The following is a 25,526-nucleotide window of genomic DNA, read 5'->3' on the forward strand; positions in this document are numbered from 1 at the left end:
TATTGTATTGAAAACGCGCAGCATATTTTTTGTAAGTTTTTGAGCGCAAATGCTATAATCCGCGCCACTATTTTGAAGACGAATTTGAAAGGGTCAGGGTATATCGGCGCATGATACAAATGAATGTGTCCCGGCTTTGCGTAAGCCGGGCAGATGAAGTTTTTCCTGCATTGGCGCAAATTCCCGCCCTGCAGCGCCGCCGCTTATCGCCTATTGCAAAACTGGCCTTCAGCAGCGCAATGCAGGCGCTGTCCGGAATGCCTGCGGACTATATTGTCTGGGTGTCGCAGTACGGCGATGAAGCTAAAACACTGAAAATCCTTGAAGATGTCCTCAAGGATCAAACCCCTTCACCGACGCAATTTTCAACCTCAGTGCATAATGCAATTTCAGGTTTATATTCCATTTTATGTCAGGATCCGACACCTGCGACCAGCTTGGCAGGTTCGTGGAATGATGGGTTGATTGAAGCCTATGCATGGTTAAAAGCAATGCCAGAAGCCCGTCAGGTTTTGCTGGTGTATTATGATGAAGCCTTGCCAGACATTTATATCGAGCATCAACCCTTTGCTGCTTTTGCGGTGGCAGCGATGATTTCATTAGCGCCTGCCAATTTGATGTTGACGCCAAAGCATACAGATTCAACGCCAGCCTATCAGCAGGCTTTAGCATTTAACACGTTTTGGACTAATCCTGAGCAAACTGAATCAGAAGCGTGGACGAAATGCTGAAATTAAATCGAATCAAGCAAAAAGCCAACTATGTCTGGCGCGTTGGAGCGACAGGGTTTAGTTTTGCCAGCTTTGGCTTAGGCGGCGTGGCGATTGGCGGTTTGATTGCACCAATGGTTAAGCTGAGTTCAGCAGATCCAGAAGTTCGAAAGCAGCGCACTCAAAAAGTCATTAAGCATAGTTTTAAAGGTTTTACTGAGATGATGGTGAAACTGGGCATCATGACCTATACGGTTGAAGGCTTAGACAAACTGCAGCACAGCCAGCAGGAGCTGGTGATTGCCAACCATCCGACACTGATTGACGTGGTGGTTTTAATTGGTTTAATGGAACAAGCAAACTGTGTGGTCAAGCAGGCGTTGTGGTCGAACCCATTTACCAAAGGCCCTGTGCAAAGTGCAGGCTATATTTTAAATGCAGGTTCTGAACAATTTATTCAGGACTGCGTATACAAATTACAACAGGATCATGCGGCGTCCTTGTTAATCTTCCCTGAAGGGACAAGAACGGCAAAAGGTGAGCAACTGAATGATTTTCAGCGTGGTGCGGCCAATATTGCTCTACGTGCAGGTGTGCCGATTCGCCCTGTGCTGATTAGCTGTGCGCCATCGACCCTGACCAAAAATGAAAAGTGGTATCACATTCCAGAACAGCCTTTTCATATCCATGTGAAAGTGCTGGATGCGATCCGAGTGGAAGACGTATTGGATGACGTAACGGTCAATCCCAAAAATGTGCGTCAATTAAATCAACAATTACAGTGGTTTTTTAACCAAGAGTTATCCGTAAATGAGCAATCTTGCTGATGAATTAAAGCAAATGATTATTGATGTCCTTGCCCTTGAAGACATCCATATTGAAGACATTGATACAGATGCACCTTTATTTGGTGATGGTCTGGGTTTGGACTCGATTGATGCTTTAGAACTGGGTTTGGCATTGAAAAAGCGCTATGGCATTCATTTGAATGCAGAGTCTGCAGAAACAAAAGAACATTTTAAATCAATTCAAAGCTTAGTGGCTTTGGTTGAAGCACAGAAAACAGCATAAGAGGTTGCTATGCTTGCACAAGAAACCGTGTTAGAAAAATTACGTGAGTGGATGGAAGAGCTGTTTGAAATTGCGCCTGAAGATGTGCAGTTAGAATCAAACTTAGCTTCAGACCTCGATGTTGATAGTATTGATGCCATTGATTTGGTCGTGAAAATTAAAGAACTGACAGGCAAACAAGTCAATCCTGAAGACTTTAAAAACGTGCGTACCGTAGAAGATGTGGTGCTCGTGATTCAGAATATGTCGGCTGCATGAACAACATTTTAAAAGGGATAGCAGGGGTTGGATTGATCCTCTATCCTTTTTTTGTGGCTTATTCTTTAGCGCATGGACAGTATGTCTGGGTCAGTGCCGTATTGATTGCACTGGGTATTTTACGTCTCTTGAGTAAGGGCAATGCCCTGCTATGGCCCTTGACCGGTTTTGCCATTTTATGTGGCGGGTTGAGTTTGATTTTAAAAGATCATGCGTGGCTGAAACTCTATCCTGTCTTTATGAGTCTTGGGGCGCTGTTTATTTTTACCAGCACTTTGATTCGACCGCCTTCAATGATTGAACGTTTTGCACGTTTGGCAGAGCCTAATCTGCCCGAAGAAGGAGTAGAATGGACCCGTCAAGTGACCAAAGTTTGGTGTGGTTTTTTTTGCATCAATGCGGTCATTGCCCTGATCACTGTTTTCTTTGCACCGATGAAGATTTGGGTGCTGTATAACGGTTTGATCTCTTATATCTTGATGGGTGGACTGTTACTGGGTGAGTTTGTCTTGCGTAAACGTCAGCAACGACTGCATCAGGCACAGAAATAACAGCATTTCCGTCAGGGCAACTGAAATAGTGGCCTCGAACTATAGCGATTAGAAATACGGTTTTTAAAAACAAATTTTATGTCTTGTCATTTTCAACACCATCTCCATTCATCACGTCCCTTGTGTATTCAGGCGGACTCAAGTTTTGTGTCCTTTCACACTTTTTGGTTGGATGTAGCTGTGCAGGCTATGCAAATTCAGCAGTTGGAACAGCCAGTATGGGCGCTTTGGCAAGAAGACAGTTATGAGTTTTTGGTATTGTTGTTTGCAGCCTTGCAAGCAGGTAAGCAAGTGCTGTTGCCGCCGCATCGGGTCAGCGACTTAGAAAAAGAACTGGCTGAACAGCAGATTTATTTTTTACAACGTTTGCCGTCGACAGCCGCGTCAACCTTTGAGCTTCAATTTGATGCTGCCTTTCTCAATCAGGCACAGCTGTATTTTTATACTTCGGGCTCAACTGGGCAACCGAAAAAGATTCCACGCAGCTTGCAACAGTTGTTCAATGAAGTCTGTGGCTTGGAAGCCAGTTTTGATTTGCCTGAACAGGCGGTGGCGATTGCCACGGTGAGTCATCAGCATATTTATGGCTTGTTGTTCAAGCTGTTGTGGCCCTTAGCCAGTGGACGCAGTTTCTATCAAAAACAACAGGCTTTCCCTGAAGAGGTGGTCGATCTTCAAAAGAAAATTGCCCATTTGCAACTGCCCAATTATCTGATTTCAAGTCCTGCATTGTTGAAGCGCTGGACCACAGATGTGGTGTTGCAAGACTGCCATCGGGTCTATTCCTCTGGTGGAAAGTTGGATGCAGGCGTGCGTCCTTTGCTGAATCGCCCGATTACTGAAGTGTTTGGCAGTTCTGAAACAGGTGGGATCGCTCACCGTCAGGCGGATGATGCACTATGGACACCCTTTGCCAATGTCGAAATTAACTGCGCCGAGCAACAAGAGTTAGCCGTTAAAACCAATCATGCCTTTAGCACGGATTGGATTTTGACTGGAGATAAAGTGCAGGTTGCAGATGTACAGAATCCCAAAAGTCCATTCCAGTTATTGGGGCGTTTGGACCGCATTGTCAAACTTGAAGAAAAGCGGTTAAGTCTCGATGCGATTGAAGCAAAAATCGCTGAGTTGGCAGAAATACAGCAGTGCCATGTTTTAATTCATGAAAAAGAACAGCGTCAGATGTTGGCGGTGGTGGCAGTGTTGACGGATGATGCAAGGGAGCTGCTCATTGAAAAGGGTAAAGCTGCCTTTACCGCACAACTGAAAAAACAATTACAACAGAAACTGGAAAGTATCGCGATTCCGCGGCAGTGGCGGTTTTTAACGCAAATGCCACAAAATGCCCAATCGAAGCTGAATAAACAGTATTTAAAATCGCTCTTTCAACCGATGACCTTGCCTGTGGTATTGACGCAGCAGTCTCAGGATATGCAGATCACTTATGCTTTGGAGTTTGTGCCTGAGCTGGAATGCTTTAAAGGGCATTTCCCAAACTTCCCGATTTATCCGGGTGTAGGGCAAATTGGATTTATTCAACATTTTGCTAAACAAAACTGGGCAGATTTACTGTGGTGCAATGGTTTTGAACAGTTAAAATTTCAAGGACTGATCCAACCCTATCAAACGGTGGAACTGGTGCTCAGCCGTAAAGCGCATAAGGTCAGTTTTGAGTTGAAAAATCATGACAAAATATTGGCATCAGGACGTTTGCTGTTTGCTGTCACTGTAGACGTTTAAGCCGAGAGACAAAATGAAACACTGCTTTGTGATTCCTGTGTATAACCATCCGCATTATTTGGCGGCGTTACTGTCACATTTAAGCGCTTTTGAGTTACCCATCATTATGGTGAATGATGGCAGTGATGCCGATTGTACAGCAGTGTTACATCAGCTTGCGCACGACTACCCAAGGGTCGATTTGGTTGAACATACCTACAATCAGGGGAAGGGGCAGGCGGTGATCACGGGTCTCAAGCATGCCTTTCAATGTGGCTATAGCCATGCCTTGCAATTGGATGCCGATGGACAACATGATTGGCAGGATGTGCAACGCTTTTTAGACACTTCTATCCAGCATCCTGAAGCCATGATTATTGGTCAGCCGATCTTTGATACGACTGTTCCAAAAAAACGTCTCTATGGCCGTTATGCAACCCATATTTGGGTGTGGATTAACAGCCTGTCTTTTGAGATTAAAGACAGTATGTGTGGCTTTCGTGTTTATCCTTTGGCGCAGACAGTAAACATTCTAAATACAGCCAAATTTCAACCGCGGATGGGCTTTGACTCGGAAATTTTGGTGCGTTTGAAATGGGATAATGTGCCGTTTATCAATTTGCCCACGCATGTCGTTTACCCTGAAGGTGGCATTTCACATTTCGATGTGTGGCGGGACAATCTGGGCATGGCGCGCGCGCATAGTCGCTTATTGGGTGGCATGCTGCTGAGGTTCCCCAAACTGATTTATAAGAAAGTCAAAGGTTAAGGCGGTCAGAGAAGCATATGCAGAAATGGAGCGCCGTGAAAGAGCGGGGCGGGATGTTACCGCTGATGCTGATGCTGGGTTTCTACCGTTTAGGTGGGCGCTGGCTGTGTCGGGTCATCTTGTACTTTGTGATTTTATGGTACTGGCTCTTTTCCAATACCGCGCGTCAGGCTTCTCTGTTGTACTTAAAAAAACTGCATCATTTTGCAGGTGCACAGTCACCGTTTCAGGCTGAGCCGCAGCTTTGGCATAGCTATACGCATTTGATGCAATTTGGCGAATGTATTTTAGATAAAATTGAAGGTTGGCTTGGGCATATTCCTGAACAGAACTTAAAGCTACATGGTCATGCGCACTTTCGCTCGCACTATCAAAAAGGTGCGGTGATTGTGGTGTCGCACTTTGGCAATATTGAATTGTTGCGCGCCGTCAAAGCAGAGCATCCGCAGAGAATTAATGTGTTGGTCTATCAAAAACATGCTACCAAATTCAATGCATTTTTAAAAAAGCTGAATGAACATGCCGATGTTAATTTGGTTTCGGTGGATGAGCTAGGAATCGAAACAGCACTGATTTTACAGGATAAGTTGGATCAAGGTGAATGGGTGATTGTGGCAGCAGACCGCGTACCTGTGCAGTCAGATCGGGTACAATCGGTTGCGTTTTTAGGTGAGCAGGCGCTGTGGCCACAGGGCGCATGGATTTTGGCCAGTTTGTTGAAAGCTCCTGTGCTAGCTGTGTTTTGCTATCGAGTCGATACACATTTTGAAGTGCATATCCATCAAGTCGCGGAGCAGTTAAACTGGCCACGTAAAGAGCGTTTACAGGCCATGCAACAGACCACACGACAGTATGTGGAGCTGTTGGAACAGCATTGCATACGCGCACCCTATCAATGGTTTAATTTTTATAATTTTTGGAATAAAGGATAAGTCTTGTGTTAATTGTTGGGGAAACTCCGCTCAGTATTGAAGATGTTGTGGCTGTAGCGCGTAAAGAAAAACAGGTGGCATTGCCTGCTTCTGCTGAATGGACAGCATTGATTCAACGTGGCGCAGATTTCCTCGATCAGCTGTTGCAAGACGAAGGCGTCATTTATGGCGTGACCACGGGCTATGGCGATTCGTGCTTGGTCGAAATTCCAGCCCATCAAGTGCATGAGTTGCCACTACATTTGTCGCGTTTTCATGGCTGTGGCATGGGACAAAACTTAGACTTAATGACCGCACGTGCTGTAGTGGTGGTGCGTTTATGTTCTTTAGCACGCGGTTATTCGGGTGTTTCACATGCCTTGTTACAGCGTTTGGTTTGGATGCTGAATGAAGATGTCATTCCTGTAATTCCCTCAGAAGGTTCGGTGGGTGCCAGTGGGGACTTGACGCCTTTGTCTTATATCGCTGGGGCCTTGGTCGGTGAGCGTGATGTGTACTATCAAGACCAGATTGTGCCGATTGCACAAGTGTATGCCGAAAAAGGTTTGGAGCCTTTGGTGATGCGTCCTAAAGAAGGCTTGGCCCTGATGAATGGTACAGCGGTTATGACCGCGATTGCCTGCCTGAATTATAAAAAAGCCGAACAGATTTCTTTTGCCAGTACTTTGATTACTGCCCTGAATGTCTTGGCTTTAGAAGGGAATCCAAGCCATTTTGATGAAGTCTTGTTTGCGCAGAAACCACATCCGGGACAGCAACATATTGCAGCTCAGTTACGTGACTGGTTAAACAGTGAAGTGCAGACCGAGCACCAAAGTTCGCGCCTGCAAGACCGTTATTCACTGCGCTGTGCACCGCATGTGATTGGGGTGTTTGAAGATTCTAAAGTCTGGTTGCGTCAGTTTATTGAAAATGAGCTGAATTCAAGTAATGACAACCCATTGATTGATCCTGTCAATTTGCGGGTACTGCATGGTGGACATTTCTATGGCGGACATATTGCCCAAGCCATGGACAGCCTGAAAATTATGATCGCGAATATTGCCGACTTGATGGATCGTCAGTTGGCACAGTTGGTCGACTATAAAATGAACAATGGTTTGCCGCGCAATTTAACCGGTTCAAGCCCTGAGCGTTTGCCGTTGAATCATGGCTTTAAAGCGGTGCAAATTGGGGTTTCGGCATGGACAGCAGAAGCCTTGAAACAAACCCTCGCTGCGTCGATTTTCTCACGCTCAACCGAATGTCATAATCAAGACAAAGTCAGTATGGGTACCATTGCTGCGCGTGATGCCAGTCGAGTGATTACCCTGACTGAACAAGTGATTGCGGCACTCAGCTGTGCAGCGGTTCAGGCGGTCAAACTCAAAGGGGTAGATACAGAACTCAGCCCTGTTTTAACAGCATTTCAACACTGGGTGCTTCAGAGCTTCACCTATGTAGCGGAAGATCGTCCTTTGCAGCAAGAGCTTCAGGCATTGGTTCATCGCTTTGAGGATTTAGAACTGTTAGACAGCATTGCTGTTCAATATTCATAGGAAATGAGCATGCATGCTGATGTAATCATTGAAGTGCCTTTTCATGATGTCGACACCATGAATGTGGTGTGGCACGGGCATTATTTAAAATATTTTGAAATTGCGCGCTGCAAATTGCTGGATCAATTTCACTATAACTATAACCAAATGCGTGACTCGGGCTATGCATGGCCGGTGATTGAAAGTCATGTGCGTTATGTACAAGGCATTGAGTTTGAGCAAAAAATTCGTGTGCGCGCCGTTTTGAAAGAATGGGAAAATCGCTTAAAAATCGAATATCTGATTTTCGATGCGGTTTCAGGCAGAAAGCTGACCAAGGGTTATACCTCGCAAGTGGCGGTACATATTGAAAAACGTGAAATGTGCTTCCAGTCACCACAGGTGTTGCTGGACTGTTTAAATGCATGGCCTGAATTTAAAGCGGAGTAATGCAAGCATGATTCGATACAAATTTTTTAAGCCGATTTTGGTTGCGTGTACAGCCAGTATGATGACTGTGCTTGCTCCCGCAGTGAATGCACAAAATACTGAATTGAAACAGGTGTTTGCTCAGCTCGGTGCAACGCCTGTGGTGCGTACCCAATTTGAGCAGCAGAAAAAACTGGCCGCTCTGAATAAAACCTATGTGTCCAAAGGCACGGTGCTGTTCAGCAAAAACCAAGGGGTGCTGTGGCAGATTCAAAGTCCAGTCAAAGCCGATTTGGTGGTGACACCGCGTAAGCTGGTACAAAAAACGCAGCGTACTAGCAGTCAAATTGAAGTCGATAAGACTCCTTATGGCTCTGTAGCGACGATGTTTTTACAGTTGATGTCGGGCAATGAAGCGGCACTCGCTAAAAACTTTAATGTGGTGTCTGCCAATTACAGTCCGACGCAGTGGAATGTCAGCTTAACGCCGAAAAGCAGTCTGTTTAAAAAGCTTTTTGTCCAAGTTGATGCGCAAGGTCAGCGTTATGTGGATCGTATTACCATTTTGGAACAAGCCAATAATCGCACCATCATTCGTTTTAGCCAGCAAACGGCTCAACCTCAAACTTTAACGGCTGCGGAAAATGCGCTTTTCCAATTGGCAAAATAAATTTAGCGCCCTGTGGCTGTTGGTGCTGTGTGTCATTACTTTGGCACTGGGCGTGGCTTGGCTGAATAAAGGCATTAAGATTGAGACCAATATTTTTGCTTTGCTGCCTGAGGCACATCAAGATGCTTATCTGGAACAAGCACAGCAATATGTCAGTCAGCAGTTAAATGACAAAGTCTTTGTGGTGCTGGATGCCAAAACAGATCTGCAACTCGAACAGGCAACGCAGGCACTCAAAACCCAAGCCGACCACAGTCAGCTGTTTTTACCTGTTCGTCCACAGCTTGATCCTGATCAATTTGCCCAAGCACTGTATCTACACAAGGCGGGGTTATTATCCAAGACAGATCAACAGATTGTGCAAGGGCAGGATACTGCAGCGTTAATGGAGCAGGGCTTATTACAACTGATGAGTCCAGGCCTGCCAATCACGGCTGAAATGCTGAAACAAGATCCTTTATTGCTGTTTCCGCGCTATGCAGTGGGTTTAAGCGCCTTACAAAGCAATGCCGATATCAATTTAGAGCAGGGCTTTGCGACCATTCGTGATGAACAGGGCATCTCGCGCCTGATGGTGCTTCAGCTCAACAACAGCCCTTATAACATTGCCTACCAAGAGCAGACTGCTGCTTTTATTCAAAATATCAATCAGCAGCTTAGCCAGTTGCAGGTTAAACCGCACTGGACAGGAACACTGCTGTTTGCACAGTTCGGCACCAATTCTGCCAAAGAGGAAATCTCGACTATTGGCGTGGGTTCGACCATTGGAATATTACTGCTGGTCTGGTTTGGCTTCCGTTCGATACGCCCGATGCTGACGGAAATGGTTGCAGTCGGTACCGGCAGTCTGGTGGCCTTTGCAGTGACATATTGGGTTTTCGGCGAAATTCACCTGATGACACTGGTCTTTGGCGCCAGTCTGATAGGGGTCTGTGTCGATTTTTCATTTTACTTTATGGCCATGCAGTCTCAGCATCGACAGATGGATGGATTTGCAGTTTTAAAACCATTATTGCCAAGCCTATTTGTGGGTTTGATGACCACACTGTTGGCTTATGTGGTGCTGAGTTTTACCCCATTTCCGGGTTTTAAGCAGATTGCGGTCTTTTCCATGGTTGGACTGAGCGCCGCATGGGTGACCAGTATTTTATTGCTGCCACGCTTGCCTGCGCTGAATGCGGAACCTGCGATACGTGCTTTGGGCTTTATTGGCAAAGCACGTAGTTATGTGCAGCGCCACAACACGCTACGTTATGGCATGATTTCACTGATTATATTGGTAATGGGTAGCAGCCTTGTCTTCCTGAAAAGTAATGATGACATCCGCAATTTACAAAGTATGGATGCCACTTTAAAGCAGGAAGATCAATATATTCGTTCGCGTTTTATGCAACAGCAAAGCAGTGAATATTTTGTGGTACAAGGTCGAACCCCAGCAGAATTAGAACAGCGCGAACAGCAACTGCTGGCAGAGCTTGCGCCCTTGCAGCAGGCTGGCAAGTTGGATGCTGTACAAGCTTTAGGGCAATGGATTCCATCGCTTGAGCAGCAAAAACACAATATTGCAATGTTGCAGGCGATTCCCCAGCCCGCTTTGGTGGAATATGCGCAAGCGTTACAGCTCAACGCAGCCGATGTTTTAAACTGGCAAGCGCATTTAAAAGACCAGCCGTTGCTGACCGAAGCCGTCTTTAAAGATCATCCTCTGTATTTTTTGCAGATGAGTCCGACGCAGCGTTTGGTGATGCTGCAAAATGTACATGATGTGAATGCCGTACAGCAGCTTGAGAATGCTGATGTGCAACTGTTACGTCCCGTTCATCAACTGTCTGAATTGTTTAAACAGCACCGTGAGCAGGCACAGTGGCTATTGCTCAGCGCTTTGGTGATTTTAGCCATTGGCTTAGGGGCACTATATGGCAAAAAATCAATTCTGCCTTTGGTGTTGCCTGTCAGCATGGCCTTAATGACCACGTTTGCGATTCAAGCATGGCTGGGTGTCGAGATTAATTTATTCAGCATTATGGGTACCTTCCTGATCATTGGAATTGGGGTGGATTATGCAATTTTCTACCGCCACGGACATGATCACCCGCAGGTGGTGGGCATGGCTTTATTCCTGTGCATGATGTCGACGTTCTTTAGTTTTGGTTTGCTGTCCTTTAGTCATACCTATGCCATTCACAGTTTTGGCTTAACAGTGTTGCTGGGCGTTATTTTTTCATTTATTTATGCCACACTTTTTACATCCTCCGATGCAAAACATGTGGTGGTTCAACAATATCAGCCAAAGAGCTGAGTCAAAGGGTACAGTGCAATGAGCACCATGCAACAGACAGATGTTTTAATTATTGGGGCAGGACCATCAGGCAGTTCGGCTGCGGCTTTGCTGCGCCAAAAAGGCCATCAAGTCACGGTCATCGAAAAGCAATATTTTCCGCGTTTTTCCATCGGCGAGTCTTTATTGCCGCAGTGTATGGTGTTTTTAGAAGAAGCCGGTTTATTGGAAACGGTGCGTGCCCATGCCGACGAATATGCCTTTCAGTTTAAAAATGGCGCGGCTTTTTTAAGAGGCACACAGCGCAGTTTTTATGATTTTACTCAAAAGTTTAGTGAAGGCCCAGGCACTACATGGCAGGTCCGGCGTGCCAACTTTGATCAGCTTTTGGCACAGCAAGCCGGAAAAATGGGCGCGGACATCCGTTTTGGCCATGAAGTTTTGGCCGTCGATGTGGCATCCACACAGCCGATTTTGACGGTCAAAGATGCGCAAGGTGACAGCTATCAAATTCAAGGCAAGTTCCTCTTAGATGCCAGCGGTTTTGGCCGTATTTTGCCGAAGTTTCTTGACTTAGAAAGTCCATCGGACTTTCCTGTGCGCCGTGCAGTCTTTACCCATATTGAAGACGGTCTATTGAATGACCCTGAGTTTGACCGTGAGAAAATTTTAATTACCGTACATGAAAAAGATCATCGTGCGTGGTATTGGCTGATTCCCTTTGCCGATGGGCGCTCTTCATTTGGCATCGTGGCGGAGCAAGATTTCTTTGAAAAATATGGTTATGACGGCAGTGCAGACTATGACTTAGAAGCCTTGCAAAAACGTATTTTGGCCGATGATGTTAGCTTGTCGCATGTATTGCGCCATGCCAAACATGATACTCCTGTGCGGACTTTGGTGGGCTACTCTGCCGATGTGAAACATTTGGCCTCCAACAATTATGCACTGCTGGGCAATGCGGGCGAGTTCCTCGATCCTGTCTTTTCTTCAGGGGTAACCATTGCCTTGAAATCATCCAGTCTAGCCGTGCCATTGGTCGAGCAAGTGCTGCAAGGTCAGGCAGTAGATTGGATGGAGCAATATGAAAAGCCGCTGCGTAAAGGCATTCAGGTATTCCGTGCCTATGTCGAGTCATGGTATTCAGGTGAATTTCAGGATGTGGTGTTCTCCACTCATCAGGATGAAAAAATCCGCCGTATGATTGCTTCCTTACTGGCAGGTTATGCGTGGGATGCAAGCAACCCGATTCATCGTAATGCCAAGCAACGCTTGAGCACTTTGGCCGAATATTGCCGGGAAGAACAACCGCAAAAAGAGTCACTGACCGATGAAACTTGAGCTGCGTTTGAAAACTGTCAGTTGGATTTTAGCCAGTGCTTTGCTCTGTAGTGCCTGCCAAAGCTGGATCCCCAAGGCGCAGGGACTCGCGACCCCGCAGTGGGCTGCGCAAAATTATCAACGTCAAGATCAAATCGAAGTACAGTGGAAAACCCAGAGTTTCAGCTTTTTACTGTATCAGCAACAACGGGGGCAGTCGCTTGATATGCTGGCGCTCAGCCTCACAGGACAGCAGTTGTTTAAGCTCAGTTTTGATGGTCAAAAGGTCGAAGTTGAACAGCGGATTGATCCAATGAAACGGTTACCTTTTGATTATGTAGTGCGTGATATTCTGTATGCCACTTATCCAAATTTTGCTGCCTTACATACTGCTCAAAATGCGGTCGTGCAGAAAGACGATACCATTTATATACAGCAGCAACCCGTGTTGAAAATTCAGCAAAATGAAGGAACAATTGAACTGGATAATTTGCAAGTGCCTTATCAAATGGTGATCAGCACGGTGAGCAATACTTTAGAAGATGATCAAGGTGACCATCATGACTAAAAATCTACAGCATGTTTCAGCCGTGGGGATTCAGTTCAGTGTGGCGCTGTCGGCTTTGGGGCAAAATGCCACTGAGCTTCAGCATGCCTTAACCAATACTGAAAATACTTTGTCGCAACGAGAGGATTTGATCGCGGGGCGTTCGGTTTGGGTCGGTGCATCTGATCAAGCCTTGGTTCAAGCAGTGCCTGAAAGCTTGAGCGGTGCAGATTCACGGAATCTACGCTTTGCCTTGACGGCTCTGGCACATATTGAAACTGAAATTCATGCTTATACTGCGCAGTTTGCTAAACAACGTCTTGCTGTGATTATCGGCACGTCAACCTCAGGCATCGCGGATAATGAGCCTGTATTGAAAGCGCAGTTTCAACAGCCAGCGTCAAAGTCTGTACAGCACCAAAAACAAGAAATGGGCAGTTTAGCGAAAGCCTTACAACAGTATTTGGGCTGGGAAGGGCCCGCCTATACCATTTCTACTGCCTGCTCCTCGGCAGCCAAAGCGCTGGCGGCGGGGCAACGTCTGCTGAATGCCGATCTGGCCGATGCTGTGTTGGTTGGAGGCATTGATACCTTATGCAAGCTGACCTTAAATGGTTTTGATAGTTTAGAAAGCTTATCGAGCGGAATTTGTCAGCCCTGTGGTGCCAACCGTGACGGTATCAATATTGGTGAAGCCGCAGGACTGTTTTTACTTTCTAAAGCGCTTGCCCCTGTGATGTTACTGTCGAGCGGCGAGTCAATGGATGCGTGGCACATTTCAGCACCGCATCCAGAAGGACGAGGGGCTGCGGAGGCGATGCAAAAAGCTTTAGATATGGCACAGCTGCAAGCAAGCAATATTGGATATTTAAATTTGCATGGTACATCCACACCCCAAAATGATGCGATGGAAATTCAAGCGGTACAGACTGTTTTCTCAGATGCAGCTGTGGCTTTGAGCAGTACCAAACATAAAACAGGGCATTGTCTGGGGGCAGCGGGTGCAATCGAAGCCTTTATTTGCCAACAAGTTTTATTGGACCAATCCTGGTTGCCGCTACATCATGCAGGTGAGTTGGACGATGCTTTGGCTGGGCAAAATTATGTGCTTACACCGCATTTGAATACACCCATTCGCTATGCGATGAGTAATTCTTTTGCTTTTGGGGGGAGCAACATCAGTTTAATTTTCGGGACGGCTTTGTCATGATGGACGCAGTACAGTTTATTCCACATGCGAAACCGATGGTTTTTGTAAGTCATCTGATTGAAGCCAATGATACATTTGCGATTGCAGAACTTCATATCACAGCTGATTTGATGTTTTGTGAGCCAAATGGCTTGCCCACATGGAGCAGTATTGAGCTGATGGCGCAGACCATTAGTGCCTATGCAGGCTATAAAGGGCAAACCAAGGGTTGGCCACCGAAAATTGGCTTTTTATTGGGAACGCGTAAAATGCAGTTACCCTGTGCCTATTTTAGTTTGGGTACAACCGTGCAGATTCGGGTCGAACAAAGTTATCTGCACGAAGGTTTGGGGCAGTTTAATTGTGAAATTGAATATCAAGAACATCGGTTCAGCGCTATGTTGAGCGTATTTGAGCCTGAAAATATGAATGAAATCATTGGAAAATTAGTGTGAACAGAAGAATTTTAGTCACGGGTTCGAGTCGAGGAATAGGTAAAGCGATCGCTTTGGAGTTGGCAAAGGCGGGCTTTGATGTCACGGTACATGCTCGTTCAAGACAGTCTGAGGCCGAAACGGTGGCTCAGGAAATTCAAGCACTTGGACAGGCCAGCCATGTACTGATGTTCGATGTGAATGAGCGTGAAAATATTGCCGCTATTTTAGAGCAAGATATAGCACAGCATGGTGCTTTTTACGGCGCTGTGTTGAATGCAGGATTAACCCGTGATGGTGCTTTCCCCGCACTGACTGATGAAGACTGGGATGATGTGGTCTCGACTTCTCTGAACGGTTTTTATAATGTGCTGAAACCCCTGATGATGCCGATGATCCGCTTGAAAAAGGGCGGACGTATTGTGACCTTATCTTCAGTGTCTGGGATCATGGGCAACCGTGGTCAGGTGAACTATAGTGCTGCTAAGGCAGGCTTGATTGGTGCGACCAAAGCATTGGCACTGGAATTGGCAAAACGCAAAATTACGGTGAACTGTGTGGCTCCGGGCTTGATTGAAACCGAAATGGTCACGGAAGAAGTGAAAGAACATGCTTTGAAAATGATCCCGATGCAGCGCATGGGGCAGGTGGAAGAAGTCGCAAAAGCGGTGAAGTTTTTATGTAGTGATGATGCCAGTTATATCACTCGCCAAGTGATTTCAGTCAATGGAGGCTTGATCTAATGAAACGTGTTGTCGTAACAGGCATGTCTGGGATTACCTCTTTGGGTGAAACCGCAGAGCAAATTTTTGAGCAGTTTGCACAAGGCAAAAGCGGTATTCGCTATATGCCTGACTGGGAAATTTATCCTGATTTACGCAGTAAATTGGCTGGCCCGGTGGAGTCATTTACTGTACCGAAGCATTTTAACCGTAAAGTAACCCGTGGCATGGGGCGTGTTGCTTTAATGTCTACGGTATGTGCTGAAAAAGCATTGGAAGATGCAGGTTTACTGCATGCGGATATCTTAAAAAGTGGTGATGCAGGCGTGGCCTTTGGTTCCTCTGCGGGCAGTGTGGATGCCGTGCGTGAGTTTGGTGCCATGTTGATTGAGCATAATATGAGCCAATTGAATGCCACAACCTACATTCGTATGATGTCGCATACCAGTGCAGTCAATATGACGGTGTATTTTGGTTTAAAGGGTTTAACCCTACCAACTTCGAGTGCTTGTACTTCAGGTTCTATGGCGATTGGCCAAGCTTATGAAGCGATCAAATATGGCAAGCAAACTGTGATGATTGCGGGTGGTGCGGAAGAGCTCAGTGCAGCGGGTTCAGCCGTGTTCGATGTGCTATTGGCGACCAGTGTGCAAAATGATCATCCAGAGAAAACCCCACGTCCGTTTGATGCAAGCCGAGATGGTTTGGTGGTGGGTGAAGGTGCAGGTTGTTTGATTTTAGAAGAGTATGAACATGCGCAAGCGCGTGGGGCGACCATTTATGCCGAGATTGTGGGTTATGGCAGCAATACCGATGGTCAGCATGTGACCCGGCCTGATTCTGAAATGATGGGCCGTTGTATGCAGCTGGCGCTGAAGGATGCGCAGCTGGCAGCAGAGAGCATTGATTATGTCAATGCGCACGGCACATCGACCGATCAGGGCGATATCGCCGAGTCGCAGGCGACTGCGCGGATCTTGGGGAAAAAACCGATCAGCTCATTAAAAAGCTATTTTGGCCATACCTTAGGCGCGTGTGGCGCAATTGAAGCTTGGCTCAGTATTGAAATGATGCACCGCAGCCAGCTGGTGCCGACATTAAACTTAGATCAGGTTGACAGCGCCTGCGGCGGCTTGGATTATATTGCTGGAGGGATGCGCTCAGCAGAAGCGCAAATCATCATGAGCAATAATTTTGCATTTGGCGGTATCAATACCTCCTTAATTTTTAAACGTGTTTAATTGGGAAGAGGGCATAACAATGTCATTAAAAAAAATCTGCGCAGCCGCTGTGCTGGCTTTGGGTGGAATTGCGTCTGCAAGCGCTGCGGACAAAATGCATGACTTTAATTTTAAGGATGCGGTAGACCGCGCGGTTGCTGACGGCGCATTGGATGGTTCGGTCAAATTCTATTTGGCGGGCACCAAGTCCGGCGGCAAAGTGATTCAGAAAGGACTGGTCACCAACAAGAAAACCAATGGCTTCGCCAAATCGGCTGAAAGCTCCTGCGACCATGTGCTGCGTTCGGCACTGATTCAGTTCCAGAATACCGCAAAAGCCAAGGGCGCCAATGCGGTGACCAATTTGGTGAGCTTCTATAGGTCCAACGAAACCCGCAGCACAACGACTTACCAATGCGCTAAAGGTACAGCGTTAGCCGGCGTGGCTTTAAAGGGCGATATTGTCAAGTTTTAAGCGCCGCATCCAGCATAAGCCGAGTTGAGCCGATGACTAAGCCCAGAGCGATTCAAATTTATCTGCATGCCTTGTCTCAGCTTGCGCCTTTAGACAAAGCCGGCTTTGCCGACCTGCGCCAGTACAGCCGCTATAAAAAGCAGCAGATTTACGCGCAGCGCAATGCGCATCTCAGCGCATTTTCCGGCCAGCCGGTTGCCGATGCAGATATTGCGCTCAGCGCATACGGCAAGCCTTTTTTAAAGCACCGGCCTGAAATTGCCTTCAACCATTCGCACAGCCAGAAAAACTACGCCTTGGCGCTCAGCGCCGGCATGCAGGATATCGGCATAGATGTGGAAGACTTGGAGCGCAAAGTTCGCTTTGAGGCCTTGGCGCGCCATGCCTTTCACCCGCGGGAACTGGATGCCTGGAACGCTTCAGGCCAGCAGCCGGAGTACTGGTTTAAAGTCTGGACGGCTAAAGAGGCGGTGCTGAAAGCTGCAGGCTTGGGCATCCGGATGAGCCTGAATGAACTGGATACCCAAGCGCATCCGGAGCAGAACGGCGGGGTCTGCAGCCATCCAAGCCTGGGCGTTTTCGCCTATCAGAACTTTCAGCTGGCGCATGTCATGCTGACGGTAGCCTGGCGTTCTGAGCTGTCCTGCAGGGGTTTTGCTTTTCCGGATATTCAGCTGCTGCAGCGTTAGCCACTGCCTTTTTGCAGCGCTAAAAAAACCCATCCGTAGATGGGTTTCTTTCATTCAGTTCAGCGCATCGAATCAGCGCGGAATTTCATCTTCTTCTTCAAACTCCGGCTTGACCTGCACAATGAAGTCCTGGCGGTTCAGGCCGCGCCACAATGCAAATGCAGTGCCGATATAAATTGAAGAGTAAGTGCCGACAAAAACCCCGACAAACATCGCGACAGAGAACCAGTGCAGGCCTTCGCCGCCCAGGAACATCATCGCCAGCACCACCAGCATCAAGGTCATTGACGTATGCACGGTGCGGCGCAAGGTTTCAGTCAGGGCAATATTGACGATTTCCATAGGCTCCGCGCCGCGGATTTTGCGGAAGTTTTCACGGATACGGTCAGAAACTACAATATTGTCGTTCAGCGAGAAGCCTAAAAGCGCCAGAATCGCCGCCAGCACAGTCAAGTCAAACGGCCACTGCATCATGGCGAAAATGCCCACAGTGACAATGACATCGTGAAACAGCGAAAGCACGGCGCCTAAAGCCAGCTTGAATTCAAAGCGGATGGTGACATAGACCAGCATCAGCAGCAGGGCCAGCGCTACAGCGCCGCCGGAGCGGACATACAGTTCATTGCCGACTTGGCCGCCGACCACATCTACTTTATGCACTTCGGCTGCGTTGCCCGGAAGCTGCGCAGCGGCGGTGATGGCCTTGCTTAAGTCAGCCGCTTCGGCATCTTCCTGCACCGGCATGCGGATCATCAGGTCGCGGTTCGAGCCTAAAGTCTGCACCACCGGGTCATGGAAGCCGGCCTTGGTTAAGGCTGCCGTCACTTCAGAGGCTTTGACCGGCTGCGCATAGTTCAGCTCGGCTGCCACGCCGCCGGTAAAGTCCAAACCGAGGTTCAGGCCTTTGGTGGCAATGAAGAAAAGGCTGGCCAGCGTGAGCAGGAGTGAAATCACCGCCGCCGGCAGCGCAATCTTCATAAACGGAATGACGCGTTCGCCGTCTGGACGGCCGTACTGCTTCGGATTCAGCTGAGTATTTTCAGTCATCTTCGATCTCCTTAAATGCTCAACTTATGCAGGTTGCGTTTTTTGCCGTAAATCAGCTGGACCACCGCGCGGGTTACTGTAATGGCAGTAAACATTGAGCAGATAATGCCGATCATCAGGGTCACCGCGAAGCCTTTAATCGGGCCGGTGCCAATCGCAAACAGAATGAACGCCACCAAGAACGTGGTTAAGTTCGAGTCGAAAATGGTGTTGTAAGCCCGGTCATAGCCGGCCACAATGGCCTGTTTGGGCGAGGCGCCCCATTTCATCTCTTCCCGTATCCGCTCGCAGATCAGCACGTTGGCGTCGACCGCCATGCCGATGGTGATCACGATGCCGGCAATCCCCGGCAGGGTGAGCGAGGCACCGATCCAGGACATCACGGTTAAGATCATGGCCAGGTTGAACACCAGGGCAAAGTTGGCGATTAAGCCGAACAGGCGGAAGAACACCACCATCCAGATCGCCACCAGCAGGAAGCCGATTTGCGTAGACAGTACGCCTTTATCGATATTTTCCTGGCCTAGGCTTGGGCCAATCACGCGCTCTTCAACGAAGTACATTGGCGCAGCCAAAGCGCCGGCGCGCAGCATCAGCGCCAGTTCAGAGGCTTCCTGCGGCGAATCCAGTCCGGTAATGCGGAACTGCGAGCCTAATACCGCCTGAATGGTTGCGGCGTTAATGACCACAGATTCAGTATACGGCGTGCGCACTTCAGTTTGCTTGCCGGTTTCAGGGTCAGCCACATAGCTGATTTTCTGCTTGTTCTCAATAAACAGCACCGCCATGCGCTTGCCTACGGCATTGCGCGTGGCTTCAGCCATCAGCTTGCCGCCGGCCGTGTCCAGCGTAATGTTCACTTCGGCGCCGCCAGTGTCCTGGCTGAAGCCGGAAGATGCATTCTGCACGCGTTCGCCGGTCAGGATGCGGCTGCGGTTCAGCAGCAGCTGGCGCCCGCTGTCCAAAGATTCATAGGCGAATGCTTCGGTGCCCGGAGGCAGCGCGCCTTTCACCTGGCCGGTATACGGGTCAATGTACTGGTCATTCAGGTCAGAGACTAAGCGGAATTCGAGGTTGGCGGTGCGGCCAAGCACGCGCTTCGCTTCGGCAGTATCCTGCACGCCCGGAAGCTCAACCACAATGCGGTTGCTGCCCTGAGTCTGCACCAGTGCCTCAGCCACGCCCAGCTCGTTAATCCGGTTGCGCAGCGTGGTTAAGTTCTGGTTCACCGCATAGGATTCAATTTCCTGCTTGCGCACATCGGTATAATTCAGGCGCAGGGTTGAGCCGCTGTCGGTCGCAACTGCCTGCTGGGTAAATTCATTGCCGTTGCGGCGCAGGAAATCCATCGCTGCTGAACGGTCATCATTATTGGCGAACTGCACCGTAATGGTGTTGCTGCTCAGCGAAAGGCTGTTGAATTTCAGTTTATTGTCACGCAGCTGGCGGCGCAGGTCGGCAGCCGATGTTTCCATGCGCTGCGCAATGGCTTTATCCATGTCCACTTCAAGCAGGAAGTGCACGCCGCCGCGCAGGTCCAGGCCGAGCTTCATCGGCTTGGCGCCGATTTTCTGCAGCCATTCAGGCGTAGTCGGCGCAAGGTTCAGCGCAACAACATAGTCATCGCCTAAGCCGCGGCGCAGCGCATCTTTGGCTTTCAGCTGTGCTTCGCTTGAATCTACGCGCAATAAGGCAGCATTATTGGTGAAGCTGTTGTCATGTGTCGCAATTTTTTCACTTTTTAATATTTGCTCTGCTTTTTGCACGATGCTCTGGTCAATTTGAGTACCGGCTTTGGCACCCGAAATCTGAACGGCAGGTTCATCTGGATACAAACTTGGCAGGGCATATAATGTGCTGACCACTAAAACCACTAGGATCAGCAGATATTTCCATGCTGGGTAACGCATTCGTTTTCTTCTTAAAATGAAAAAAGCCGCGCGGATGCGCGACTGTTTTTTTGATTAAAGGTTGTTTAGCGTGCCTTCAGGAAGAACTGAAATCACGCTGGCGCGCTGGACTTTCACCTCTACGCCGCGGCTTAATTCAACCACTGCAAAATCGCCGTCGATTTTAGTGATTTTGCCCATCAGGCCGCCGGCAAAAACCACTTCGCTGCCTACGCCTAAGCTTTCAACCAGCGCGCGGTGCTCTTTTGCGCGCTTGGCTTGCGGGCGCCAGATCAGGAAGTAGAAGATTGCGACAAAAACCGCAATCATCAAAATATTTGCCATAAGGCTTGGCTGCTGTGCTGCTTCACCCGCCGCGTGAGCGGTAGAAATAAAAAGGCTCATTTCAATTTCCTAAACTAATAAAACTGTATATCAATAACATGATAATAAATTGGCTTGTTCTGCAATTTACCCTGTCTTTTTCCTCAGCGCAAATGCCGCAGGATTAATCTTGCGGGCACGGCGGCACTTCTAAACCGCGGCGGGCATAAAAGTCCTGAACAAACGCGTCAAATGTGCCATTGTCCAAGGCGTCGCGGATGTCCTGAGTAAAGCGCTGGTAATAGCGCAGGTTATGGATGGTGCCCAGCATCGAGCCCAGCATTTCGCCGCATTTTTCCAGATGGAATAGGTAGGCGCGGGTGAAATTGCTGCAGGTATAGCAGTCGCAGTCTGCGTCCAGCGGGCCCTGGTCATAGCGGTACTTGGCGTTGCGGATGCGCACCAGGCCGTCAGAGACAAAATAATGGCCGTTGCGCGCGTTGCGTGAAGGCATGACGCAGTCAAACATGTCCACACCGCGGCGGATGCCTTCAACGATGTCTTCAGGCTTGCCTACGCCCATCAGGTAGCGCGGCTTGTCTTCCGGCATTTTCACTGGAAGGTAGTCCAGCACCTTGATCATTTCTTCTTTCGGCTCGCCGACCGACAGGCCGCCGATCGCGTAGCCGTCAAAGCCGACTTCCAGCAGGCCGTTCAGAGATTCGTCACGCAGGTCTTCGTACATGCCGCCCTGAATGATGCCGAACAGCGCATTGCTGTTTTTCAGCTCATCATGGTGATGGGTTTTGCAGCGCTTGGCCCAGCGCAGCGACAGCTGCAGGGATTTCTGCGCTTCTTCATGCGTGGCCGGATAAGGCGTGCATTCATCAAAAATCATCACGATGTCTGAATTTAAAGTCTTTTGAATTTCCATGGAAATTTCAGGCGATAAAAAGACTTTGGAGCCGTCAATCGGCGAGCGGAACGTTACGCCTTCTTCCTTGATTTTGCGCATGGCGCCAAGGCTGAAGACCTGGAAGCCGCCGGAATCGGTCAGAATCGGCTTGTCCCATTTCATGAATTCATGCAGGCCGCCGTGCTGTTCAATCACTTCAAGGCCCGGACGCAGGTACAGGTGGAAGGTGTTGCCCAAAATAATTTGCGCTTTGATATCTTCGATGTCGCGGGGGAGCATGCCTTTAACCGTGCCGTAAGTGCCGACAGGCATAAATACCGGCGTTTCAACCACGCCGTGCGCAAGGGTCAGGCGGCCGCGCCGGGCGCGCCCCGACTGGCCTAATTTTTCAAACTTCATACTGAGTCCAAATCAAGGCGAAAAACAGTTCGCTGATCATTAGTGCTAAAAGTACGCTATTTTCCTTGATTCTGGCCCTAAACGCCAGTTCTGTGATGCATTGGGCAGCCGATTTTAACTAAATTGTTTATTTTGAAAATAAAATGGCGCTCCGGCGGGCCGCCTTCAGGCCAAGGCTGTAAACAGGCATTGGCTGCTGTATCGGGCCAAGAGCAGCGGGCGGAATCAGCTGCAGTTTAAAACCTGAGATGAGGGAAAGCGGGAAGCAAGGCATCCGGGCGGGAGAATGCCTTGATGCTGCATCGGGCTAGAAATTCGGGCGGTAATCAAAATTCTGCGTTGCCGCGCTGTCGCGGAACGGGCGGATGGCTTTTTTGCCTAAAGTCATGGTATTGACAATATTATTCGGGAAAATCTGGATGTGATTGTTGAACAGTTCGACGTTGCGGTTGAAAATGGTGATGGCCGCGCCGACGTTCTCGTTCTGCTCTTCAATTTCAACCATCATTTTCAGATAAATTTCATTGGCTTTCAGTTCAGGATAGTTTTCCACTACTACATTCAGGCTGTGCATCAGCTCTTTGTTCAGCGACTCAATGCGCTGCAGCTGCGACACATCGGTATTGTTCAGGTTCAGGTTCAGAATGTTCTGGCGCAGTTCGGTGACTTTTTCCAGCGTGCCTTTTTCAAAGCTGGAGTACTGTTCGACCAGCGGCTGCAGGCCGTCCAGAATCTTGATTTTCTGGCGCTCATAGCTGGCGACGTCCGCCCATGCCCGGATGGTGGCGTTATGGTGGCGCACAATGTTGTTGCGGATCATGATGCAGGCAAAAACCGCAGCGATGATCAGTAAAAAAAACAGCAGCAGTGCCATCATCTCAATTCCCCTAAAGCCCGCATGCACTCCTATTTCAGGAATTGCATCAGGTCATGCTTTAAATTTTCTAATGCAGTTAATTTAAACGTTCTCAGATGCCCGCGCAATGCTGAAATATCTTCGATCTTTTCCGCTTTGCTGGACGCTTTGAACAGATCCTGCGGCCCAAGAAAGCACAGGAGATTGCTGGATGGATGAAACATCAGGTCGCCCTGGCGCTGCGCAAAAAAATCCGCCAGGCGCAGCACGAAGCCGGGGCTCATCAGCTTGGCGGTCTGCATTTCATCGCTGCCGTAAAATTTCAGGCGCTGATTGATCTGAATGTCGCTGCTGTGCCATGGGAAGCTGTAGGGATAGTAAAATGCGGTATTCATGCTGGACACCGCAATGCCCTGAATTTCCACATCAAAGACAAATATGCCCCATAAGTCTTTATGCACTTCCTTCAGCTTGATTTCTTCGCCGTCTTTGCCGCGGGCTTTAATTTCATCGACATAATGGTACTGAAACAGCAGCACCTGATGCTGCCGGCCATTTTCATCTTCCCAGACCGAACTGGCGTAAGTGCTGATGTCATTGGAAAGCGAGCCGCGGCTGAAGGCGGGAAACAGGCGCTTGATGTGCGCAATGAAATGCAGCTGGTTCATTGGGATGGAAATGTGCTGCGGCTGCCGGCCAAAGGCCAGCTGATATTTTTTGGCGATGCTTTCCTTTTCCAGGAAAGCGATGACCTCCTGCACCGGATCATCATTCTCATAGCTGATGTAGGCCCCGAAGATCATCAGCAGGCCGGCCAGCAGGCACAGCTGCGCCCAGAAATGCGCGGCCTGGAAAAAAAACGGCAAGGCCGTCAAGACGCCGGCCACAGCCAGCAGGCGCGGCAGCAGGTTTTCAAAGCGCAGGCTGATCGGCGCATTCCAGGGGTGCAGCCCATCCAGAATTTCCTGATGCGACTGCGCGCTGCGCCCCAGATCCCACAGCCGGGCGATATTCTGGAAAATCACCTGATTTTTCCTGCGCCGGATATGAATGGACTGCTTGACGGAATCGAGGGGCATGGGCGGGCTTCCGGCTATTTCAGGCGGATGCTGTCAATCAGCATGGCGTCGCCATAGCTGAAAAAGCGGTACTGGCTGTCTACAGCATGGCGGTAGGCGTTCAGAATATTGTCGCGGCTGGACAGGGCAGCCACCAGCATCAGCAGGGTGGACTCCGGCAGGTGGAAGTTGGTGATCAGGCGGTCAACCACTTTAAACTCATAGCCTGGATAGATGAAAATCTGGGTGTCGCCGGTCCAGGCCTGCAGCGCGCCGCCATGCGCCTGAGCTGCGCTTTCAGCGGCGCGGGTTGCGGTGGTGCCGACCGCAATCACTTTATTGCCGCGGGCTTTGGCCTGCCGGATCAGCTCAACGGTCTGTTCCGGCACATCGCACCATTCGCTGTGCATAATGTGGTTGGCAATATCCGCTGCGCGCACAGGCAGGAAAGTGCCGGCGCCGACATGCAGGGTGACAAAGGCCTTGCCGATGCCTTTGGCCTCTAATTTTTCCAGCAGCTCCTGATCAAAATGCAGGCTGGCGGTCGGGGCAGCCACGCTTGCCAGCTTGGCCGGATCGTTGAAAACGGTTTGATAGCGTTCGGTGTCAATGGCTTCCGCTTCGCGGTTGAAGTACGGGGGAATCGGCAGGGCGCCGTATTGCTCCAAAACTTCTAAAATCGGCTGTGAAAACTCAACGATGAACAGGTTTTCATGGCGGCCTTTGACCGTTACCTGCACTTCATCCGGGCCAATAAACAGTTCTGCGCCGGCTTTCGGCGAGTTGCTGGCTTTAATGTGGCAGTGGGCAATGAATTTGTCCATCATGCGCTCAACCAGCACTTCAACTGCGCCGCCGCTGGCGCGTTTGCCTTTTAAGCGCGCCTTCATGACTTTGGTGTCGTTCAGCAGCAGCAGGTCGCCCGGCTCAAGCAAATCCAGAATGTCAGTGAAATGGCCGTCATGATGCTGGCCTTGGCTGTCTAGATGAAGCAGGCGGGAGGCGCTGCGGTTCTGCAGCGGGTAGCGGGCAATGAGTTCATCGGGGAGATCAAAACTGAAATCTGAAAGTTGCATGAGGAATGTATAAAGCAGCAGGGGATAAAATTGCGCCTAGTATATGCTTTTTTAAGTTTGATGGCTGAATTTGGCGATTTATGAAGCGAAAAAATCTCAAGCGCTTTAAAAGTAATCAAATGCGTATTTCATGCGTTGACAAGTTTTTGAAACAGGGTAATATAGCCGTCATCCACTCCCGAGGTGGTGAAATTGGTAGACGCGGCGGACTCAAAATCCGCTGTCAGAGATGACGTGTCGGTTCGAGTCCGACCCTCGGGACCAAGATTTTGAAAAACCCCAAGCATATTAAGCCTTGGGGTTTTTTATTGCCTGAAGGAAATAAGTCCGCTTGGCTTTAAACCGTTTTTTGAATTTATATTATTGTTTTTAAATGTATTTTTAATTCTGGTGGGAAATGACGGCAATTGATATTTTAATTAAAATCCTGCCGGTATTTCTGGCCTTCTGTTTCATGCGGT

Annotated in this window: 27 protein-coding genes and 1 tRNA gene; 21 read left to right on the plus strand and 7 right to left on the minus strand. The window is 48.8% G+C overall.

The genetic code is table 11. The features are described 5' to 3' along the window. Nucleotides 1-110 precede the first annotated feature (110 nt). From BEN74_RS13530 to BEN74_RS13625, 20 genes are all read left to right on the plus strand, one after another. On the plus strand, nucleotides 111-731 hold the full coding sequence (locus tag BEN74_RS13530; RefSeq protein WP_068909370.1) for a beta-ketoacyl synthase chain length factor: 621 nt from the start codon (nucleotides 111-113) through the stop codon (nucleotides 729-731). Beyond that, nucleotides 725-1,537 (plus strand): lysophospholipid acyltransferase family protein, encoded by an 813-nt coding sequence (locus BEN74_RS13535; RefSeq protein ID WP_068909367.1) that lies wholly within the window; start codon nucleotides 725-727, stop codon nucleotides 1,535-1,537. Before BEN74_RS13530 ends, BEN74_RS13535 begins: the two co-directional genes overlap by 7 nt. Continuing rightward, entirely contained in the window at nucleotides 1,521-1,781 is a 261-nt protein-coding gene (locus BEN74_RS13540) for a phosphopantetheine-binding protein (RefSeq protein WP_068909365.1), read from the plus strand. Before BEN74_RS13535 ends, BEN74_RS13540 begins: the two co-directional genes overlap by 17 nt. A 9-nt stretch (nucleotides 1,782-1,790) precedes the next feature. After that, nucleotides 1,791-2,039, plus strand: a complete 249-nt coding sequence (locus BEN74_RS13545; protein ID WP_068909363.1) for an acyl carrier protein — start codon at nucleotides 1,791-1,793, stop codon at nucleotides 2,037-2,039. Beyond that, nucleotides 2,036-2,590 carry a septation protein IspZ gene (locus BEN74_RS13550; RefSeq protein ID WP_068909360.1) on the plus strand — a complete coding sequence of 185 codons (555 nt, stop codon included), beginning with the start codon at nucleotides 2,036-2,038 and terminating at the stop codon, nucleotides 2,588-2,590. Before BEN74_RS13545 ends, BEN74_RS13550 begins: the two co-directional genes overlap by 4 nt. A 78-nt stretch (nucleotides 2,591-2,668) precedes the next feature. After that, nucleotides 2,669-4,330 carry an AMP-binding protein gene (locus BEN74_RS13555; protein WP_068909358.1) on the plus strand — a complete coding sequence of 554 codons (1,662 nt, stop codon included), beginning with the start codon at nucleotides 2,669-2,671 and terminating at the stop codon, nucleotides 4,328-4,330. A 13-nt stretch (nucleotides 4,331-4,343) separates the two neighbouring features. Beyond that, nucleotides 4,344-5,078 (plus strand): glycosyltransferase family 2 protein, encoded by a 735-nt coding sequence (locus BEN74_RS13560; RefSeq protein ID WP_068909356.1) that lies wholly within the window; start codon nucleotides 4,344-4,346, stop codon nucleotides 5,076-5,078. Between the two features lie 17 nt (nucleotides 5,079-5,095). Then, nucleotides 5,096-6,010, plus strand: a complete 915-nt coding sequence (locus BEN74_RS13565; protein ID WP_068909353.1) for an acyltransferase — start codon at nucleotides 5,096-5,098, stop codon at nucleotides 6,008-6,010. A 5-nt stretch (nucleotides 6,011-6,015) separates the two neighbouring features. Further along, nucleotides 6,016-7,548 carry an HAL/PAL/TAL family ammonia-lyase gene (locus BEN74_RS13570; protein WP_068909351.1) on the plus strand — a complete coding sequence of 511 codons (1,533 nt, stop codon included), beginning with the start codon at nucleotides 6,016-6,018 and terminating at the stop codon, nucleotides 7,546-7,548. A 9-nt stretch (nucleotides 7,549-7,557) separates the two neighbouring features. After that, nucleotides 7,558-7,977 (plus strand): acyl-CoA thioesterase, encoded by a 420-nt coding sequence (locus BEN74_RS13575; protein WP_005012597.1) that lies wholly within the window; start codon nucleotides 7,558-7,560, stop codon nucleotides 7,975-7,977. A 7-nt stretch (nucleotides 7,978-7,984) separates the two neighbouring features. Beyond that, nucleotides 7,985-8,626 carry a LolA family protein gene (locus BEN74_RS13580; RefSeq protein WP_068909350.1) on the plus strand — a complete coding sequence of 214 codons (642 nt, stop codon included), beginning with the start codon at nucleotides 7,985-7,987 and terminating at the stop codon, nucleotides 8,624-8,626. Beyond that, a complete protein-coding gene (locus BEN74_RS13585; RefSeq protein WP_068909347.1) occupies nucleotides 8,601-10,925 on the plus strand; it encodes an MMPL family transporter in 2,325 nt (774 codons plus the stop codon). The genes BEN74_RS13580 and BEN74_RS13585 overlap by 26 nt, the downstream gene beginning before the upstream one ends. An 18-nt stretch (nucleotides 10,926-10,943) precedes the next feature. Then, nucleotides 10,944-12,245: an NAD(P)/FAD-dependent oxidoreductase gene (locus BEN74_RS13590; protein ID WP_068909345.1), complete on the plus strand. Its 1,302-nt coding sequence runs from the start codon at nucleotides 10,944-10,946 to the stop codon at nucleotides 12,243-12,245. Beyond that, complete coding sequence (locus BEN74_RS13595) at nucleotides 12,235-12,792, plus strand: DUF3261 domain-containing protein (RefSeq protein ID WP_068909343.1); 558 nt, start codon at nucleotides 12,235-12,237, stop codon at nucleotides 12,790-12,792. The genes BEN74_RS13590 and BEN74_RS13595 overlap by 11 nt, the downstream gene beginning before the upstream one ends. Then, entirely contained in the window at nucleotides 12,785-13,981 is a 1,197-nt protein-coding gene (locus BEN74_RS13600; protein ID WP_068909904.1) for a beta-ketoacyl-[acyl-carrier-protein] synthase family protein, read from the plus strand. The genes BEN74_RS13595 and BEN74_RS13600 overlap by 8 nt, the downstream gene beginning before the upstream one ends. Beyond that, a complete protein-coding gene (locus tag BEN74_RS13605; protein WP_068909341.1) occupies nucleotides 13,978-14,415 on the plus strand; it encodes a 3-hydroxylacyl-ACP dehydratase in 438 nt (145 codons plus the stop codon). The genes BEN74_RS13600 and BEN74_RS13605 overlap by 4 nt, the downstream gene beginning before the upstream one ends. Next, complete coding sequence (locus tag BEN74_RS13610) at nucleotides 14,412-15,137, plus strand: 3-ketoacyl-ACP reductase FabG2 (protein WP_068909339.1); 726 nt, start codon at nucleotides 14,412-14,414, stop codon at nucleotides 15,135-15,137. Before BEN74_RS13605 ends, BEN74_RS13610 begins: the two co-directional genes overlap by 4 nt. Beyond that, on the plus strand, nucleotides 15,137-16,357 hold the full coding sequence (locus BEN74_RS13615; RefSeq protein WP_068909337.1) for a beta-ketoacyl-ACP synthase: 1,221 nt from the start codon (nucleotides 15,137-15,139) through the stop codon (nucleotides 16,355-16,357). Before BEN74_RS13610 ends, BEN74_RS13615 begins: the two co-directional genes overlap by 1 nt. Before the next feature lie 19 nt (nucleotides 16,358-16,376). Then, nucleotides 16,377-16,811 carry an excinuclease gene (locus BEN74_RS13620; protein WP_068909335.1) on the plus strand — a complete coding sequence of 145 codons (435 nt, stop codon included), beginning with the start codon at nucleotides 16,377-16,379 and terminating at the stop codon, nucleotides 16,809-16,811. Nucleotides 16,812-16,843: 32 nt separating this feature from the next. Further along, nucleotides 16,844-17,500 carry a 4'-phosphopantetheinyl transferase family protein gene (locus BEN74_RS13625; protein WP_068909332.1) on the plus strand — a complete coding sequence of 219 codons (657 nt, stop codon included), beginning with the start codon at nucleotides 16,844-16,846 and terminating at the stop codon, nucleotides 17,498-17,500. A gap of 72 nt (nucleotides 17,501-17,572) precedes the next feature. Here the strand turns inward: BEN74_RS13625 and secF are convergent, their stop codons facing one another. The 7 genes from secF to queA form a co-directional block, all read right to left on the minus strand. After that, entirely contained in the window at nucleotides 17,573-18,547 is a 975-nt protein-coding gene (gene secF / locus BEN74_RS13630) for a protein translocase subunit SecF (RefSeq protein ID WP_068909329.1), read from the minus strand. 11 nt (nucleotides 18,548-18,558) lie between these two features. Next, nucleotides 18,559-20,457 carry a protein translocase subunit SecD gene (gene secD, locus BEN74_RS13635; protein WP_068909327.1) on the minus strand — a complete coding sequence of 633 codons (1,899 nt, stop codon included), beginning with the start codon at nucleotides 20,455-20,457 and terminating at the stop codon, nucleotides 18,559-18,561. A 54-nt stretch (nucleotides 20,458-20,511) separates the two neighbouring features. Further along, nucleotides 20,512-20,841, minus strand: a complete 330-nt coding sequence (yajC, locus tag BEN74_RS13640; RefSeq protein WP_068909325.1) for a preprotein translocase subunit YajC — start codon at nucleotides 20,839-20,841, stop codon at nucleotides 20,512-20,514. 103 nt (nucleotides 20,842-20,944) lie between these two features. Then, the gene (gene tgt / locus BEN74_RS13645) at nucleotides 20,945-22,075 is read right to left on the minus strand and encodes a tRNA guanosine(34) transglycosylase Tgt (RefSeq protein ID WP_068909323.1); all 1,131 of its coding nucleotides are present in this window, start codon (nucleotides 22,073-22,075) and stop codon (nucleotides 20,945-20,947) included. 307 nt (nucleotides 22,076-22,382) lie between these two features. Next, the gene (locus tag BEN74_RS13650; protein ID WP_068909902.1) at nucleotides 22,383-22,949 is read right to left on the minus strand and encodes a LemA family protein; all 567 of its coding nucleotides are present in this window, start codon (nucleotides 22,947-22,949) and stop codon (nucleotides 22,383-22,385) included. A 32-nt stretch (nucleotides 22,950-22,981) separates the two neighbouring features. Continuing rightward, nucleotides 22,982-24,010 carry a hypothetical protein gene (locus BEN74_RS13655; RefSeq protein WP_068909321.1) on the minus strand — a complete coding sequence of 343 codons (1,029 nt, stop codon included), beginning with the start codon at nucleotides 24,008-24,010 and terminating at the stop codon, nucleotides 22,982-22,984. Nucleotides 24,011-24,024: 14 nt separating this feature from the next. Further along, on the minus strand, nucleotides 24,025-25,065 hold the full coding sequence (gene queA / locus BEN74_RS13660) for a tRNA preQ1(34) S-adenosylmethionine ribosyltransferase-isomerase QueA (RefSeq protein WP_068909320.1): 1,041 nt from the start codon (nucleotides 25,063-25,065) through the stop codon (nucleotides 24,025-24,027). A 177-nt stretch (nucleotides 25,066-25,242) separates the two neighbouring features. On the opposite strand from queA, the gene BEN74_RS13665 reads away from it, so the two are divergent. Beyond that, a tRNA-Leu gene (locus BEN74_RS13665) sits at nucleotides 25,243-25,329 on the plus strand. Nucleotides 25,330-25,526 lie beyond the last annotated feature (197 nt).

Source organism: Acinetobacter sp. WCHAc010034, assembly GCF_001696615.3.
GTDB lineage: Bacteria > Pseudomonadota > Gammaproteobacteria > Pseudomonadales > Moraxellaceae > Acinetobacter.

Excerpts from the sequence above, each read along its gene's own strand:
- BEN74_RS13595 (WP_068909343.1), top strand. The coding sequence starts at position 12,235 with ATGAAACTTGAGCTGCGTTTGAAAACTGTCAGTTGGATTTTAGCCAGT.
- BEN74_RS13605 (WP_068909341.1), top strand. The coding sequence starts at position 13,978 with ATGATGGACGCAGTACAGTTTATTCCACATGCGAAACCGATGGTTTTT.
- secF (WP_068909329.1), bottom strand. The coding sequence starts at position 18,547 with ATGACTGAAAATACTCAGCTGAATCCGAAGCAGTACGGCCGTCCAGAC.
- secD (WP_068909327.1), bottom strand. The coding sequence starts at position 20,457 with ATGCGTTACCCAGCATGGAAATATCTGCTGATCCTAGTGGTTTTAGTG.
- yajC (WP_068909325.1), bottom strand. The coding sequence starts at position 20,841 with ATGAGCCTTTTTATTTCTACCGCTCACGCGGCGGGTGAAGCAGCACAG.
- queA (WP_068909320.1), bottom strand. The coding sequence starts at position 25,065 with ATGCAACTTTCAGATTTCAGTTTTGATCTCCCCGATGAACTCATTGCC.
- BEN74_RS13585 (WP_068909347.1), top strand. The coding sequence starts at position 8,601 with ATGCGCTTTTCCAATTGGCAAAATAAATTTAGCGCCCTGTGGCTGTTG.
- BEN74_RS13530 (WP_068909370.1), top strand. The coding sequence starts at position 111 with ATGATACAAATGAATGTGTCCCGGCTTTGCGTAAGCCGGGCAGATGAA.
- BEN74_RS13560 (WP_068909356.1), top strand. The coding sequence starts at position 4,344 with ATGAAACACTGCTTTGTGATTCCTGTGTATAACCATCCGCATTATTTG.
- BEN74_RS13575 (WP_005012597.1), top strand. The coding sequence starts at position 7,558 with ATGCATGCTGATGTAATCATTGAAGTGCCTTTTCATGATGTCGACACC.
- BEN74_RS13545 (WP_068909363.1), top strand. The coding sequence starts at position 1,791 with ATGCTTGCACAAGAAACCGTGTTAGAAAAATTACGTGAGTGGATGGAA.
- BEN74_RS13625 (WP_068909332.1), top strand. The coding sequence starts at position 16,844 with ATGACTAAGCCCAGAGCGATTCAAATTTATCTGCATGCCTTGTCTCAG.
- BEN74_RS13650 (WP_068909902.1), bottom strand. The coding sequence starts at position 22,949 with ATGGCACTGCTGCTGTTTTTTTTACTGATCATCGCTGCGGTTTTTGCC.
- BEN74_RS13555 (WP_068909358.1), top strand. The coding sequence starts at position 2,669 with ATGTCTTGTCATTTTCAACACCATCTCCATTCATCACGTCCCTTGTGT.
- BEN74_RS13600 (WP_068909904.1), top strand. The coding sequence starts at position 12,785 with ATGACTAAAAATCTACAGCATGTTTCAGCCGTGGGGATTCAGTTCAGT.
- BEN74_RS13590 (WP_068909345.1), top strand. The coding sequence starts at position 10,944 with ATGAGCACCATGCAACAGACAGATGTTTTAATTATTGGGGCAGGACCA.
- BEN74_RS13615 (WP_068909337.1), top strand. The coding sequence starts at position 15,137 with ATGAAACGTGTTGTCGTAACAGGCATGTCTGGGATTACCTCTTTGGGT.
- BEN74_RS13540 (WP_068909365.1), top strand. The coding sequence starts at position 1,521 with ATGAGCAATCTTGCTGATGAATTAAAGCAAATGATTATTGATGTCCTT.
- BEN74_RS13550 (WP_068909360.1), top strand. The coding sequence starts at position 2,036 with ATGAACAACATTTTAAAAGGGATAGCAGGGGTTGGATTGATCCTCTAT.
- BEN74_RS13580 (WP_068909350.1), top strand. The coding sequence starts at position 7,985 with ATGATTCGATACAAATTTTTTAAGCCGATTTTGGTTGCGTGTACAGCC.
- BEN74_RS13565 (WP_068909353.1), top strand. The coding sequence starts at position 5,096 with ATGCAGAAATGGAGCGCCGTGAAAGAGCGGGGCGGGATGTTACCGCTG.
- BEN74_RS13620 (WP_068909335.1), top strand. The coding sequence starts at position 16,377 with ATGTCATTAAAAAAAATCTGCGCAGCCGCTGTGCTGGCTTTGGGTGGA.
- BEN74_RS13655 (WP_068909321.1), bottom strand. The coding sequence starts at position 24,010 with ATGCCCCTCGATTCCGTCAAGCAGTCCATTCATATCCGGCGCAGGAAA.
- BEN74_RS13535 (WP_068909367.1), top strand. The coding sequence starts at position 725 with ATGCTGAAATTAAATCGAATCAAGCAAAAAGCCAACTATGTCTGGCGC.
- tgt (WP_068909323.1), bottom strand. The coding sequence starts at position 22,075 with ATGAAGTTTGAAAAATTAGGCCAGTCGGGGCGCGCCCGGCGCGGCCGC.